Genomic DNA, 15163 nt, shown 5'->3' on the forward strand with positions numbered 1-15163 from the left:
TATGGAAGAAAAGCAGCCTAGGCTGCTTTTTTTGTAAGTGACCGTAACCAGTTGATTTCATCAGGCCAAATAGCAGGATCGACTGTTTCTAAAATTAACGGGATATGACGTACAGCATCTAGTGACATAATATATTCAAATCCCTGTTGGCCAATGTAACCCTGTCCAAGACTGGCGTGGCGATCAACTCGACTTGCAAGGGGATTTTTACTGTCGTTAAGGTGCATTGCTTTGAGGTAATCAAAGCCCACTATTTGGTTAAATAAATCAAAGCTTTGTTTTGCGGCGTCAAGAGTGCTTATATCATAACCAGCGGCAAACATATGACAGGTATCAATACAGATCCCAACTCGTGTTTTATCTTCTACTTGTTCAATAATTTGTGCTAGTTGTTCAAAACTGTGGCCGAGATTGGAGCCTTGCCCTGCAGTATTCTCAATCACTGCCGTCACGCCTTCAGTTTGTTCAAGTGCCCAGTTAATGGAGTCACTAATTCTGCTTAAGCAATCGAGTTCTGATATTTTGCGTAAATGACTGCCGGGATGAAAATTAAGCAGGCTGAGACCGAGTTGTTGGCAACGTTGCATCTCATCGACAAAGGCTAAGCGTGATTTTTGTAGTTGTTCAGTGTCAGGATGACCAAGATTAATCAAGTAACTGTCATGGGGCAATATAGCATTAGGTTTGATATTGACTTGTTGGCAATGTTGCTTAAATAGTTCAATCTCTTGAGTTGTCAGTGGCTTACTTTGCCAACGACGTTGGTTTTTAGTAAAGAGTGCAAAAGCATTTGCACCAATTGTTTTAGCATTGATAGGCGCATTTGCAGCGCCTCCTGCGGCACTAACGTGAGCACCAATCAAATAATCTTCAAGCATAATAAAATGAGGTAGTTGATGTTAGCGGTAACCTTACGCGTATCCATTTTTACTGTAAACAAAAACGCACTCGATTGAGTGCGTTTAGAATTTGGTTAGGATGGATTAAAGGATATCGTCAATATCGTCGTTAAAGCTATTATCAATATCTTGTAGTTCTTTTAATAGTTCTCGTTTTTCTTTTAGAACTTCGATTTCGCGCCATTTACGTTTTTTGCCACTGCTTTTAGTACGGGTGGGTCTTTCTACTACTGAGTCAAGTGCACTTCCATAATCGAGTCTCACCATGACGACCTCCAGTTTTATTGTTTTTGACAACAGATTAATAACATATGTTACCGATGGTTTACAAATTATTTATTGTTAAAAACAGAGTTTTTGAAGACAGAAAGGAAGATTTAATACGAAGGAATAATAAAAAGGGCAGTAATATTAGATGATTACTGCCCTTTTAAAGCGAGGGTTATATAGAACCCTGTTTGAACAAATTAATTAGAGCATTACTTGAGCTATCAAGATCAACCGTTGTTTCTGTTTGGTTTAAACGATCTAGTACATTGTTACCTAGTGTTTTACCCAACTCAACGCCCCATTGATCGAATGAATTTATTTGCCAAATGACACCTTGCACAAAAGTGCGGTGTTCATATAGTGCAATCATGGCTCCTAGTGTTTTTGGGGTCACTTTATCCATTAATAGCGTATTGCTTGGTTTATTACCTTGCATCTCTTTATGCTTGGCGATTAACTGTTTTTGCTCGTCAGTGATATTGGCGTTTGCAAGTTCAGCTAATGCTTCTTCATAAGTACGCCCCTGCATTAATGCTTGGGTTTGCCCAAAACAATTAGACGCTAATTGTGCATGGTGTTCACCGATAGGATGGTGACTTTGTAGCGGCATAATAAAGTCTGCGGGAATTAACGCAGTACCTTGGTGCAGTAACTGATGATACGCATGTTGACCGTTAGTACCTTCACCGCCCCAAATGACCGGACCAGTACTGTAATCAACTTTAGTCCCATTAAGCGTGACATGCTTGCCATTACTTTCCATATCTAATTGTTGGAAGTAAGCAGGTAGACCACGTAAATAGTGATCGTAAGTTAACACTACATGTGATTGGGCATTAAAAAAGTCGCTATACCACACAGAAAGCATACCCATAATAACCGGCATGTTTTGTGTTAGTGGGGCACTATAAAAATGCTGATCCATCTCATTTGCACCAGCAAGTAAGGCTTTGAAGTTGTCCATGCCAATTAATAGTGCGATAGGTAAACCAATTGCTGACCATAATGAATAGCGACCGCCAACCCAATCCCACATTGGGAAGATATTAGCTGCATCGATACCAAACTCAGTTGCTTTAGCGACATTAGAGGTCACTGCCGCAAAATGTTTAGCTACATCAGCTTGAGTGCCTCCATTGGCTAAAAACCAAGCTTTTGCTGTTAGCGTATTGGTTAATGTTTCTTGAGTGCCAAATGACTTCGATGACATCAAAAAAAGCGTTGTCTTAGGATCTAGCTTAGCTAATTTATCACTGATTGCGGCACCATCGACATTGGCAACAAAGTGACAGTTAAAGTCACCCGTCCAATAAGGTTTTAGGCTTTCAGAGATAATCTTAGGGCCCAAAAATGAACCACCAATGCCAATACTGACGATATCAGTGATTTTTTCACCGGTATAGCCGCGCCAAGTACCACTGCTAAGTTGTAAGATAAACTGTTCCATCTTAGCTAGCGTTTGTTGTACTTCAGCAACAACGTCAACACCATCTAGCATTAAGCTATCTGTAGTTGGACGTCGAAGGGCGGTATGCAGTACTGCTCGACCTTCAGTATTATTAATAATCTCACCATTAAACATGGCTTTGATTTTGGCATCTAGCTGACTTTCTTGTGCTAGTTGCATTAATAATGCAAGGGTTTCATCTGTAATGCGGTTTTTAGAATAATCAAGAAACAGACCGCATTGTTTTAATGAATACTGATTAAAACGCTGAGTGTTAGTCGCAAACAACTCCCGCATATGCGGCAATTGCTGACTGTGCTCTTGCAATGCTTGCCAAGTTTGGCTATTGCGAAGACTGTTCATGTTTACGTCCTAGAATTTAGGCTAATTGTTGCTTTAGCATGACTTCAAGTTTGCCCTGATCGATGGCGAAGTTACGAATACCTTCAGCAAGCTTTTCAACTGCCATTGGATTTTCGTTAAATTCCCAACGGAATTGTGCTTCTGTCATCTCGGCCGTTGCTTCAGTGTGAGTAGTTGCAGGTTTAAGTTTTTGAACGACCACTTGCTCACTGTTTGCCATTTCTTCTAATAGAGAAGGGCCAATGGTTAAACGATCACAACCTGCAAGTTCAATAATTTCACCCGTATTACGGAAGCTTGCACCCATAACCACAGTGTTATAACCATACTCTTTATAGTAGTTATAGATTTCTGTTACTGAAACTACACCTGGATCTTCAGTTGCACTGTACTCAAGTCCTGTTGACTTTTTATACCAGTCAAGAATGCGACCAACAAAAGGAGAGATTAAGAAAACACCGGCTTCAGCACATGCACGTGCTTGAGCAAAGCAGAATAGCAGTGTTAGGTTACAGTTAATACCTTCTTGCTCTAGTACTCGAGCAGCGCAAATACCTTCCCAAGTCGATGCTAACTTGATCAAAATGCGAGATTTATCTACGCCAGCCGCTTGATATAGTTGTACTAGTTTGCGTGCTTTACGAATTGACGCATCTTTATCAAAAGAAAGACGAGCATCGACTTCTGTAGAAATACGGCCTGGCACATATTTAAGAATTTCTAAACCGATGTTAACAGCAAGTTTGTCACCGGCATCTTCAATCTGCTGTTGTAGATCATTGCTTTGTGCTTTTGCCCATGCGACTGCATCAGCAATTAATGGTGAGTATTCAGGAATTTCAGAGGCTTTAAGAATAAGAGATGGGTTAGTTGTTGCATCTTCCGGTTGATAGCGCTTAATTGCTTCAATATCACCTGTATCGGCAACAATAGTGGTGAACGCTTTTAGCTGTTCTAAAGTAGTGGCCATAAAAAAATCCTTCTCATTTTGAAGAGTCGATTGTGGTTTAGTGACAATATTAGAAGCGATTTTGAGTTTTTTTTCCAACAATAAAGAAAAAAAATTACAATTTTTGCAAGAAATGAGTCAGCTTCTATTTTGCCCCTATGTTATTGGCTGTTAATCGCAGTCATTAATGGCAAACTTTAGCATAGTTTCTCTGTAAACAATGGCAATAAAAAACAATTTAAAACTTGAACAAATGGGATTTTGTGATGGTTTGCTATCCCCTCTAACTGTTACTGGGGCTGTGAAGTGAAAAAGTATGATTCATCTCTGTAAAAAGTGTATAAAAAAGCCGCTTAATAGCGGCTTTTTCGTGGTTGGTTGATTTACTTACTTGAGAACAGCTTGCTGTTCAACACCACTCACTACAGCTTCGATACGGCGATTAACACGATTCGCCTCGGCAGAGCTGCCAGCCATGATTGGTTGAGTAATACCATAACCTTTTGCAGTTACGCGATTTGCGGCAATACCATATTGATTAACAAGGATTTTTGCTACAGAATCAGCACGTTTTTGCGAAATCTTTAAGTTATATGATGCAGAACCTACGTTTGATGCGTGGCCAGAAATCATGACATTTGAACTTGGGAATTGCTGCATAAAGCTTGCTAGTGCTTGAATATCGGCATAAGCGGCTTTAGGAACAACGGATGAGTTATTAGCAAACTCAGCTTCAATTTCAAATTGTTCTTGAATTTCGAGGTAGATAGAGCAGCCATTGGCATCAACTTTATGGGTAGCAGGGGTGTTTGCACATTGATCTTGACTATCAACAACACCATCATTATCACTATCTAATGGGGCTGGCGGCGCAATTGGTGCGACCACTGGTTTTTTAGCACTGCCGAAGCGATAGCTCAGTGCTAGGCCCCAGTAGTTACTTTCCATATCTAGTGTATTCCACTTGTTTTCATCCAAGCTTTCATAACGGCGATACTTTGCTTGCAGTTTTAGGTTATCAGTAATGTCGTAACCAATACCGGCACCAAAGTATGGCGCAACACCGCTGTCACTATAGTATTCGCTACCACGTTGTTTGTTGTTTGAAATGATGTAGTTTATTGCACCAGCTTCTGCTGATAAACTCCAACGCTCAGCAAATGGCCAGAATGCGACTAATCCTAGGGTCGGTCCTTTAACACCTACATCGTTGAGTTTATTAGAGTAATCAGTCCACACGGCACGGCCTAAATTGCGATAACCTGCTTCAATACCAAAATAGTCATTAAACAGATACCCACCAAATACTCCCCATGCATAAGGATCGTCTTCACCACAAACTAGCATGGTTTTTTGGTCACAATTAGGCTCGTAATCATTAACACCTAAACCAGCACCTACATACCAAGGGCTTAAACCATCACTGGCTTGAGCTGCAAGTGGTAAAAGAGAAGCTAGCACTACTACTTTTAAAGTGGATTTCATCATTATCTCCAATTCCATAAGTTTAGATGAGTCACCAATATCGCTAAGTCCTATACCCAGGATATTACTAGCACTTATATGGTGTAATCTTTTTTAAATAGCTAGTGGTTGTATTATCGGTGTTTATTACATAAATAGCCAGAATGTTATCAAGGTTATTTATGTGTGTTTTTGTGTTTAAAAAAAAGGGCGCCATAGGCGCCCTTTAACATTTAGGAATCGTTATTGATTAACGAGTCCAGATCCAGTTTTCTAGATATTCTGGGTCAATACCGGTTTCTTTAATGTAGTTACGGTGATCAACTAAGCGTTGAAGCATATCTGTGGTGATAGCTACATGCTGTGTTTCATCAATAACGCCTTGTTGGAATAGCTTGTAAGCCATATCAATAACAAGGTGGTAACGAGAAGTACCGTTACGAACGCCCATATCAAATGGCGTTGTAGTTGAACCTTCCTCTTCGTAACCTTTGATACGGAATCTATGACTACCTTTATAATCAAATACCAATTTCTTAATAGTATTTGGGTAACCATGGTAATTAAATACCACACCTTTATCAGTGGTAAAGATATCGTCCATTAACCAAGGTTTCTGTTGGAACTTAGGGCTACCTAAACCTTTACTGTTTAGTTCAGTTACGCTAACAAAACGAACTTTTACACGTGGTAGTAATTCTCGTAGGATGACCAGTGATGCCATACATTCTTGAGTGACGTAATCACCACAACCAGCAAGCACAACATCTGGATTTTCATCAGAAGCAAAATCCCATACCATGACGCCATGTTTTGCTTGTTGGCGAGCTTCATCAAGCGTTAGCCATTGTGGTAATGATTTCTTACCTGCAACAAGAATGTTTAGCTTATCTCTATCGTCAAAAGCTTTCTCTGTATAAACCAGTGTGCTGTTAGCATCCGCTGGTAGATATGCAGAGATAATAGTTGGGTGTTTCTCAAGCATAGCCCCTAAGAATGAAGGGTTCTGATGTGAGTAACCATTATGATCTTGACGTTCTAATAGTGAAGATAATACAACATTGCATGATGGCAGTGGTTTACGGAAGTGAACGTTTTGGCTTGCGTAAACATACTTACAGTATTGGTCAGCCATTGATGAAACAACCTGTGAGAAAGACTCATAAGTTGGGAACATACCGTGACGACCCGTTACTGTGTAACCGTGCATCATACCAAATAGTAGGTTTTCAGAGAGAAGTTCAAGTACACGGCCATCACGGCTCATATCTTGATCCCACTCTTCAATAGGCCATTGCCATGCACGATCTGTTTGTTCAAACACGGCTTGTAGTTGGTTTGAATAAGTTTCGTCAGGACTGAATATACGTAGGTTACGTTGGTCATGGTTTAGTTTGAATGCATCACGCATCCATTCACCCATCTTCAACATTGAGTAACCACGGTGACCACGAGGCGTTTCTGCGCCATAACCTAATTTTTGTAGATCAGGTTTATTTAGCTACGTACTACTTCTCCGCCGTAGCTTAGGTGTTGACGACCACAGCAAAGCTCTTTTGGTGGCATTAATGAACGAATTTCAGGGTCAAACTCTAATTGACCTTGTTCATTAATTGAATATAGCTCGTCAAATTTATAGCTGCTTAACCAGTTATCTAGTGCTTGTAAGTGGCTTGGATCGTTAGCGCATTTATTGACGATAACTTGGTGTGATTCACAGTTACCTTCAAGTTTTTTGCCCTCAAACTCACTGACACCAGTCCAGCCTTTAGCCGTTCTAAGTAAGATAACAGGCCATTTAGCTTAACGATATCTTCGCCGTTACGAGCGCGTGTTTGAATATCGGTAATTAATGCATAAGCACGATCCATTGCTGCGATCATTTGCTCATAAATATCTTGTTCATCTTGGTCATCAACAATGATTGGCTCATAACCTAAACCAGTGAACTCGTGGAATAGTTCTTCATGGCTCATACGACCCATGCGAGTTGGGCCAGAAATTTTGTAACCATTGATATGAACGATTGGTAATACAGTGCCGTTATTAGCGGGTGATACTAGTCTATTAGCGTACCAAGATGCCGCTAGTGGACCTGTTTCTGATTCACCATCACCAATTAATACTGTTGCAATTAAATCAGGGTTATCGAGTACAGCACCCCATGCAACTGAAAGTGAGTAACCAAGCTCGCCACCTTCTAGAATTTGACCAGGCGCTTCAGGGTTTGCATGAGAAGGGTAGCCATATGCGGCAGAGAATTTTTTACAGATGTCTTCAATACCAGTTTCACTATAAGGAATGTTTTCTGGATAGAAGTGGCTTAAAGAGCCTTCCATAAATAGGTTTGCCTGAACAGCTGGGAAGCCATGGCCAGGACCAACAAGGTAAAGAAATGGACGTTTATGATTGACAATTAGGCGGTTAATGTTGGCGTAAACAAAGTTAATACCAGGGCAAGTACCCCAGTGACCCAATAAACGAGGTTTAATATCGCTGTGTTTTAGTGGTGCTTTATGTAATACGTTTTGCTTTAGGTAAATCTGGGATGTTGCAAGGAAGTTGGTTGCGCGCACATATTTTTTTAATGCGCTAACTTGTTGTGATTGAACCATAGATACCTCATTACCAAAAATAGATAAATAATCAATGTCACTGTAATTACTATATTTGTAATTTTTTTACAAAAACGTGTTCTAGCTCCAAAAAAACACATTTAGATGCATATTTATCTACTCTGTGCAGATGCTGGTGGTTTTTTGTTTTGAATGTTGCCTTATGTAGTAGTGTATGTTTCTGAATTGTTCTCGCTACGTCAGGTGTATGGTTTAATGTGATCTTGATCACATGTGATTTCTAGAAGACTATGCTATTTTGTAATATCGGTTATGGCGGCCATTGCATGAATAGCAACGGAAGGACAAGTTTTAATAATAATTCCGCCGTAATACATCAATAAATTGGAAGGATTCATTCACGCCAAATGTGGTTTTTTGTAAACAAAAATTGACAAGAAATTACTTTTGAAACGAGAAGAAATATAAATATATGTTAGAAAACATTGTAAATTATCTGAATGCCTTGCTTTGGGGCAAATTATTAGTCTACGGTTTGGTTGGCGCGGGTCTTTATTTTACCCTTAGACTTGCCTTTATCCAGATCACTCATTTTAAACATGCAATCAAAATTTTAACCATTAGCCGCCAAGGCTGCGATAGTGGTTTATCATCATTCCAGGTGTTTTGTACCAGTATGGCTGCTCGCGTAGGTGCGGGTAATATGGCTGGTGTTGCGGTCGCGATTAGTGCTGGTGGTCCTGGTGCTGTTTTTTGGATGTGGGTAATTGCTGTATTGGGTATGGCGACCTCTATGGTGGAGTCAACCCTTGCTCAAGTTTATAAAGTGCGCGATCAGGACGGACAATTCCGCGGTGGTCCAGCGTATTATATGGAAAAAGGCCTAGGCCAGCGTTGGATGGGAATTTTATTCTCAATCTTTTTAATCATCGCTTTCGGTTTAGTCTTTAACGCGGTACAGGCGAATACCATTACTGGCGCAATGCATGCTGTATTTGATATTAACCCTCTTTATATGGGAATTATCATTGTATTGGCAAGTGCGTTTGTTATCGTAGGTGGTTTACGTAAAGTCGCTAAGGTGTCAGAGATTGTTGTGCCAGTGATGGCATTAGCATACATTCTGATTGCGACTGTCGTTGTACTGATGAATATCGAACAACTACCTGCAGTGTTTGCATTAATCTTTAAGAGTGCATTTGGTTGGCAAGAAGCGGCTGCTGGTGGCGTGGCTTATACTATCGCTCAAGCAATGCAATCTGGTATTGCTCGTGGTCTTTTCTCAAACGAAGCCGGTATGGGTAGTGCAGCAAACGTGGCTGCAAGTGCATCACCAAATCCAAACCACCCTGCGTCACAAGGCTTTGTACAAATGATGGGTGTATTCTTTGACACTATCGTAATTTGTACTGCTACTGCTGCAATTATTTTACTATCAGGTGATTTAAGTGAAAGCCATGATGGTATTAAGATGACTATTGATGCGCTTTCTACTCATGTGGGTAGTTGGGGTGGTATTTTTGTCGCCATTGCTATTTTGCTATTCTGTTTTACGTCTATTATTGCTAACTACTCATATGCTGAAACTAACGTAATGTACTTATCTGGTAACAGTAAGAAAGCATTACCGATATTCCGTATCTGTGTGTTAGGCATGGTGATGTTTGGTTCAATAGCCAAAATCAGTCTAGTGTGGAATTTAGCCGACTTATCAATGGGCTTAATGGCTACAGTGAACATTATTGCTTTAATTCTATTATCAGGTTTAGCTGTTCGAGTGATTAATGATTACCGTCAGCAAATTAAGTCAGATGATGAGATTACGTTTGATCCACATAAGTTTCCAGAGTTACGTGAACAGTTAAATGATGATGTTTGGATCCCTGGTGGGCAAACCGTTGAAGAGCGTTCAAATAAGTAAATCGGATTAGCTTAATCTAAAAAACCACGCTTTAGGGCGTGGTTTTTTTGTTTAAGGACAGTATGATAATAGCAATAGATTAAAATGGAGTGCCGTGATGCTGATACTAATTTCACCCGCTAAAACTTTGGATTTTGAAACGCCAGCTAAAACGCAGCAATTTACTCAGCCGACTTTACTTGAGTACAGTGAGCAACTGATTACGGTTTGTCGTCAATTAACACCTGCAGATATTGCCAGTTTAATGAAAGTCAGTGACAAAATTGCAGGGCTTAACGTCGCTCGTTTTAGTCAATGGCAACCAAACTTTACTTTAGGTGATGCGAAACAGGCGTTATTTGCATTTCGTGGTGATGTTTATACGGGGCTTGATGCTGATTCGATGACGGACTCGCAAATTGATTATGCGCAGCAACATTTACGCATGCTATCAGGCTTATATGGCGTATTGCGACCACTTGATTTAATGCTGCCATATCGGCTTGAGATGGGCACGCGATTGGAGAATGCTAAGGGGAGTAATCTCTATACTTTTTGGGGGGATGTGATTACCCAGCAAGTGAATCAAGCATTAGCAGAGCAGGGGGATGATTTTATTATCAATCTTGCTTCAAATGAATATTTTAAGTCAGTTAAAACCAAACAATTACAAGGCACATTAATTACGCCTGTGTTTAAAGATTGTAAGAATGGTACGTATAAAGTGATTAGCTTTTACGCCAAAAAAGCGCGTGGTTTAATGGCGCGTTATATCATCGATAATCAAGTGACAGATATTGATACATTATTAGCCTTTAATGCGACAGGTTATTATTATGACCAAGCATCTTCTACACCATTTGAACCCGTCTTTTTACGCGATGAGCAATAGCCTTCATAACATGATAAGCCGAACCTGATATCGTTCGGCTTATTATTTGCTACGTTATTATTTAGTTTCAGGCTGAATTGGACGTAAGTTTATTTCAGATTGTGCCATCAAATAGGCAAATTGTGCATAAGCAGCAACATTTTGTGCTAGTGCTTTAGGGGCGATTTTATCCAAAGTGTCATTAGGCGTATGGTGATAATCAAAGTAATCGGTACCATCTTGTCTTAAAGAGGCTACTGGTACACCTTGTTTCGGTAGCATAGAAACATCAGGGCCACCATTTGCCTGATTATTACCTAACACGATATTATTTTCTGTCATTGGGCTTAGCCATTGCTGTGTCGGCTTGAATGCTACTTCTGCGACGTTAACATCGATTTGATAAATCTTACCTGCACCAAAATCTGATTCCGCTGCAATGTAGTGCTTTGCTAATTCATGTTGGTGAGCCTTGGCATAAGCTTTACCTCCTACAAGGCCAATCTCTTCTGCAGCATAGAGTACAACTCTAATGGTGCGTTTGGGTGGTTGTGGTAAATCTAAAATTAACTTAGCCGCTGCGGTCACAATTGCGACCCCCGCACCATCATCAATAGCACCAGTACCCTGATCCCAGGAGTCTAGATGAGCACCAATTAATACGATTTCATCGGCAAGACTACTGCCTGTGACTTCCGCTATAACGTTATAAGAGGTTGCATCAGATAGGGTTGACGGTGACATTTCAAGCTTAACGTTAATACTCGGGCTTCGTTTTAACATCAGGTTTAATTGATTTGCATCAGGAATCGATAATGCTGCAGCAGGAATTTTTTCTACATTGTCACTGTAACGCATCATCCCCGTATGAGCCATGCGATCGTGGTCAGTGCCTATTGAACGAATTAAAACGGCCACAGCACCCTTTTTAGCGGCTTCAATTGCACCTTTTGATCTCCCTGCAACTGTTTCACCATAACCATGGCCATCAATACTCTTTTCAGTGGCATGATCAATAAATACAATTTTATTGCTAATAAGGTCAGGATTCGCTTGTTTTAGCTGTGCTAATGAGTCAAAACGCACAATTTCAGCGGTTATACCCTGTGTAGGTGTAGCGACACTGCCGCCTAAAGCGGTAATAACAAGATTCTGTGGGTAAGGGCTAATAACCTGTGCTTTAGCTTCACCACGATGCCAAACCGGTACTTGCACAGGCTCCTTGTAGATACGATTAAAGCCTAATTGTTGCAGTTTATCCATAGCCCAATTCACTGCCTTAACATCTTCTGGTGAGCCTGCCATCCGGGGGCCTACTTCAACTGTAAGCGACTCTACAATCTCAAAAGCTAACGTAGAATCTTTAGCTTGTTGCATCAGATTTGCCGCAACTTGTTCATCTTGTCCACTTTCGGGTGGTGTCTGACAAGCCGTTAATATGTTAATTGCAGCTATTGAAATAGCTATTTTTAAAAAATGCATCGTATCTTTCCTTGGTTTTTATAACGTATATCCCACTTTTTTCAACAATCTAGCAAAAAGTGTGCTTTATGTCCCGACTCTATTTTTAAGGTAGGGCTATATTAGTGCTGGGGTAAGTGTAAGGGGTTGTATTAAGGAGAATTAGCTCATAATGAATATTGAAATTATGCAAGAACGTGCAGATCATGCCGTTGTATTATTAAAAGCACTAGCGAATGAACGTCGTTTATTTATTCTTTGCTATCTTCTAAACGAAGGTGAAATGTGCGTTGGTGAGATGAACAAGAAGCTGGGATTAAGTCAGTCTGCATTATCTCAACACCTAGCTTGGTTACGTAAAGATGGTTTGGTTGCTACTCGTAAAGAAGCACAGACTGTTTACTACTCATTAAAGAGTCCTGAAGTGAGTGAAATTATTAAATTATTAGACAATATGTACTGTCATTAATTGATAATGTTTAAGGAGACCACCGTAAGGTGGTTTTTTTATAGCTGAATTTTAGGGAGGAGGGTATGACGATAAATTTTAGATATAAAAAAACCGGCCAAGGCCGGTTTTTTAAATGCTATGCACTAAAGATTAAGCAGCAAGTGCTTTGATCTTAGTGTTTAGACGTGACTTAGCGCGAGCAGCTTTATTCTTGTGAATAAGACCTTTAGTCGCCATACGGTCAACGATTGGTTGTGCAGCGTTGAAAGCTTCAACAGCTGCAGCGTGATCGCCTGCTTTGATAGCAGCGATAACACGTTTAACATAAGTGCGTAACATTGAGCGACGGCTTGCGTTATGCTGACGACGCTTTTCAGATTGAAGCGCGCGCTTCTTTGCAGACTTGCTATTAGCCAAGGTGCAACTCCTAAAAACTGGATTTAATATTTTTAAAGGCCGAGGACTATACCCATTTTTTACCACTTTGTCTATGGTAACGATTGAATATTCGTCATAAAGATAAATAATTACAACCTTACTTGGTCATCTTCAGCCCAACTCGTGTAAGATGTGGCGCATTCTAACAGCAATTATCGCTTTCGCACAGTATTTGTGTATTTTTTTCGTGAATATTTGTCAGCATGATGGGTTAACGTCGGGGGACGCTTGAGTAAAAAATTAGTTAGGTCAGGATTAATCGTGAGTAGTATGACCCTGATCTCCCGTTTATTGGGCTTGGTGCGCGATATTGTGGTCGCAAATTTAATGGGGGCAGGCAGCAGTGCTGATGTATTTTTCTTTGCCAATAAAATTCCCAATTTTTTAAGACGTTTATTTGCTGAAGGTGCATTTGCGCAGGCATTTGTGCCTGTATTAACGGAATATCAAGAAAAGCACGATCCAGAGGCTGTCAGAGACCTAATTGGTAAGGTGGCAGGTACTCTTGGTGTGTTAGTGAGCATCGTGACCTTAGTTGGTGTCATTGGTTCGCCAGTATTAGCCGCTCTGTTTGGTGGCGGTTGGTTTATGGATTGGGTTCATAATGAACCGGGTGGTGAAAAGTTTGTTTTAGCTTCACTCATGCTTAAAATTACCTTCCCTTATTTGTGGTTTATTACGTTTACTGCATTGGCAGGGTCTATTTTAAACACCAGAGGTCGTTTTGCGGTATCTGCATTTACGCCTGTGTTTTTGAATATTGCCATTATTTGTGCGGCAATTTATTTATCACCTAAAATGGCTGAACCTGAAATAGGCTTAGCATGGGGGGTTTTTGCCGGTGGTGTGGTTCAATTTTTATTTCAAATTCCATTTCTTATCCAAGAGCGTGCTTTAGTCAAGCCTTCATGGGGCTGGCATCATCCAGGTGTAGTTCGTATTCGTACATTGATGATACCAGCGTTATTTGGTGTGTCGGTATCACAAATTAATCTGCTGCTTGATACGTTTATTGCTTCCTTCTTAATGACGGGATCGATCAGTTGGCTTTACTATTCTGATCGTCTTTTAGAGTTTCCCTTAGGTATTTTTGGTATCGCCATTGCAACGGTTATTTTACCCGCGCTATCACGTAAACATGTTAATGCTGAGGTTGGTGAATTTAGCCGAACCATGGATTGGGGCGTGAGAGCTGTATTGTTACTCGGGTTACCCGCTATGTTTGGTTTGATCGTATTAGCCCAGCCTATGTTAATGGTGCTATTTATGCGAGGTGCTTTTAGCCATGAGACTGTGTTGATGGCTTCATATAGTCTTTATGCGTATGGCAGTGGTTTATTAAGCTTTATGATGGTTAAAGTGCTCGCCCCCGCTTATTACTCGCGCCAAGATACAAAGACGCCAGTACGTTATGGCATTATTGCCATGGTGAGTAATATGGTGTTTAACATTATTCTCGCAATACCATTTGGCTATGTTGGTTTAGCTATTGCGACGTCGATGTCGGCCTTTTTAAACGCTGGGTTGTTGTATCGTGGTTTACACCTTAAAGGGGTTTATCGAGTGAGTCGCGAAACAATCATCTATTTTGTGAAAATTTTAGCGGCAGGCATCGCGATGGTCATTGGTTTATTACTGTTAATGCCAACTCAAACTCAGTGGCTTGAATGGCATACGGGACATCGCGCATTAGCGTTACTCGGTTTGATCGCATCTGGTGCAATTATTTATTTAATTGTACTAATTGTGAGCGGAATTAGACCTTGGAAGATGAAAGCTGGCGTTTGATGGCTGATTCTCATGGCTACTTGATACATACCCAAATGACCTAAAGTTGCAATATTCAGTGGGAGTTTAACGTGTTTTAGACAAGGCATTGATTGAAGTTAATGGTTATTCCCTTAATAAAATCAATAACGCAGTATAAAAAACGTTAAAACCCATCAAAGAAAGCCTTAAGCAAGTCCACTTCGTTGTTGTATCAACTTGAAAGGGAATCACCATTCCTACGTAGATACGCCTAGAATTGAACTGGCTTAAGGCTTCTGAAAGTAGCAACTTCAGGCCGTTTGGG

The 15163-nt window shown here is 40.4% G+C and carries 12 protein-coding genes and 1 pseudogene; 4 read left to right on the forward strand and 9 right to left on the reverse strand.

All coding sequences use genetic code 11. The features are described from left to right. Positions 1 to 17: 17 nt before the first annotated feature. The 6 genes and pseudogenes from nfo to JCM15074_RS20480 form a co-directional block, all read right to left on the reverse strand. Positions 18 to 878, reverse strand: a complete 861-nt coding sequence (gene nfo, locus JCM15074_RS01905; RefSeq protein WP_025819616.1) for a deoxyribonuclease IV — start codon at positions 876 to 878, stop codon at positions 18 to 20. A gap of 105 nt (positions 879 to 983) precedes the next feature. Beyond that, positions 984 to 1166 (reverse strand): DUF3545 family protein, encoded by a 183-nt coding sequence (locus JCM15074_RS01910; protein WP_025819617.1) that lies wholly within the window; start codon positions 1164 to 1166, stop codon positions 984 to 986. Positions 1167 to 1341: 175 nt separating this feature from the next. Continuing rightward, positions 1342 to 2979 (reverse strand): glucose-6-phosphate isomerase, encoded by a 1638-nt coding sequence (gene pgi, locus JCM15074_RS01915; RefSeq protein WP_025819618.1) that lies wholly within the window; start codon positions 2977 to 2979, stop codon positions 1342 to 1344. A gap of 16 nt (positions 2980 to 2995) precedes the next feature. Then, positions 2996 to 3949 (reverse strand): transaldolase, encoded by a 954-nt coding sequence (gene tal / locus JCM15074_RS01920; RefSeq protein ID WP_025819620.1) that lies wholly within the window; start codon positions 3947 to 3949, stop codon positions 2996 to 2998. Between the two features lie 366 nt (positions 3950 to 4315). Further along, entirely contained in the window at positions 4316 to 5416 is a 1101-nt protein-coding gene (locus tag JCM15074_RS01925; RefSeq protein WP_025819621.1) for an OmpA family protein, read from the reverse strand. Positions 5417 to 5642: 226 nt separating this feature from the next. Next, positions 5643 to 8007, reverse strand: a pseudogene (locus tag JCM15074_RS20480) (phosphoketolase family protein). A gap of 433 nt (positions 8008 to 8440) precedes the next feature. Between JCM15074_RS20480 and JCM15074_RS01935 the strand changes: the two are divergent. Both JCM15074_RS01935 and yaaA read left to right on the forward strand, forming a co-directional pair. Next, on the forward strand, positions 8441 to 9889 hold the full coding sequence (locus JCM15074_RS01935; protein ID WP_025819622.1) for an alanine/glycine:cation symporter family protein: 1449 nt from the start codon (positions 8441 to 8443) through the stop codon (positions 9887 to 9889). 97 nt (positions 9890 to 9986) lie between these two features. Beyond that, the gene (yaaA, locus tag JCM15074_RS01940; protein WP_025819623.1) at positions 9987 to 10760 is read left to right on the forward strand and encodes a peroxide stress protein YaaA; all 774 of its coding nucleotides are present in this window, start codon (positions 9987 to 9989) and stop codon (positions 10758 to 10760) included. Between the two features lie 57 nt (positions 10761 to 10817). On the opposite strand, the gene JCM15074_RS01945 is transcribed toward yaaA, so the two are convergent. After that, positions 10818 to 12221 (reverse strand): M28 family metallopeptidase, encoded by a 1404-nt coding sequence (locus JCM15074_RS01945; protein ID WP_025819624.1) that lies wholly within the window; start codon positions 12219 to 12221, stop codon positions 10818 to 10820. A 151-nt stretch (positions 12222 to 12372) separates the two neighbouring features. Between JCM15074_RS01945 and JCM15074_RS01950 the strand changes: the two genes are divergently transcribed. Next, positions 12373 to 12669 (forward strand): ArsR/SmtB family transcription factor, encoded by a 297-nt coding sequence (locus JCM15074_RS01950; RefSeq protein ID WP_025819625.1) that lies wholly within the window; start codon positions 12373 to 12375, stop codon positions 12667 to 12669. A gap of 132 nt (positions 12670 to 12801) precedes the next feature. On the opposite strand, the gene rpsT is transcribed toward JCM15074_RS01950, so the two are convergent. After that, positions 12802 to 13068 carry a 30S ribosomal protein S20 gene (gene rpsT, locus JCM15074_RS01955; RefSeq protein ID WP_025819626.1) on the reverse strand — a complete coding sequence of 89 codons (267 nt, stop codon included), beginning with the start codon at positions 13066 to 13068 and terminating at the stop codon, positions 12802 to 12804. Positions 13069 to 13317: 249 nt separating this feature from the next. Here rpsT and murJ point away from each other — a divergent pair, with 249 nt between their 5' ends. Further along, a complete protein-coding gene (gene murJ, locus JCM15074_RS01960; RefSeq protein ID WP_025819627.1) occupies positions 13318 to 14877 on the forward strand; it encodes a murein biosynthesis integral membrane protein MurJ in 1560 nt (519 codons plus the stop codon). Between the two features lie 105 nt (positions 14878 to 14982). On the opposite strand, the gene JCM15074_RS24665 is transcribed toward murJ, so the two are convergent. Then, the coding region (locus JCM15074_RS24665) for a hypothetical protein (protein ID WP_234400137.1) at positions 14983 to 15163 on the reverse strand (181 nt) is incomplete at its 5' end.

The organism is Shewanella marina JCM 15074 (genome assembly GCF_000614975.1).
Lineage (GTDB): Bacteria > Pseudomonadota > Gammaproteobacteria > Enterobacterales > Shewanellaceae > Shewanella > Shewanella marina.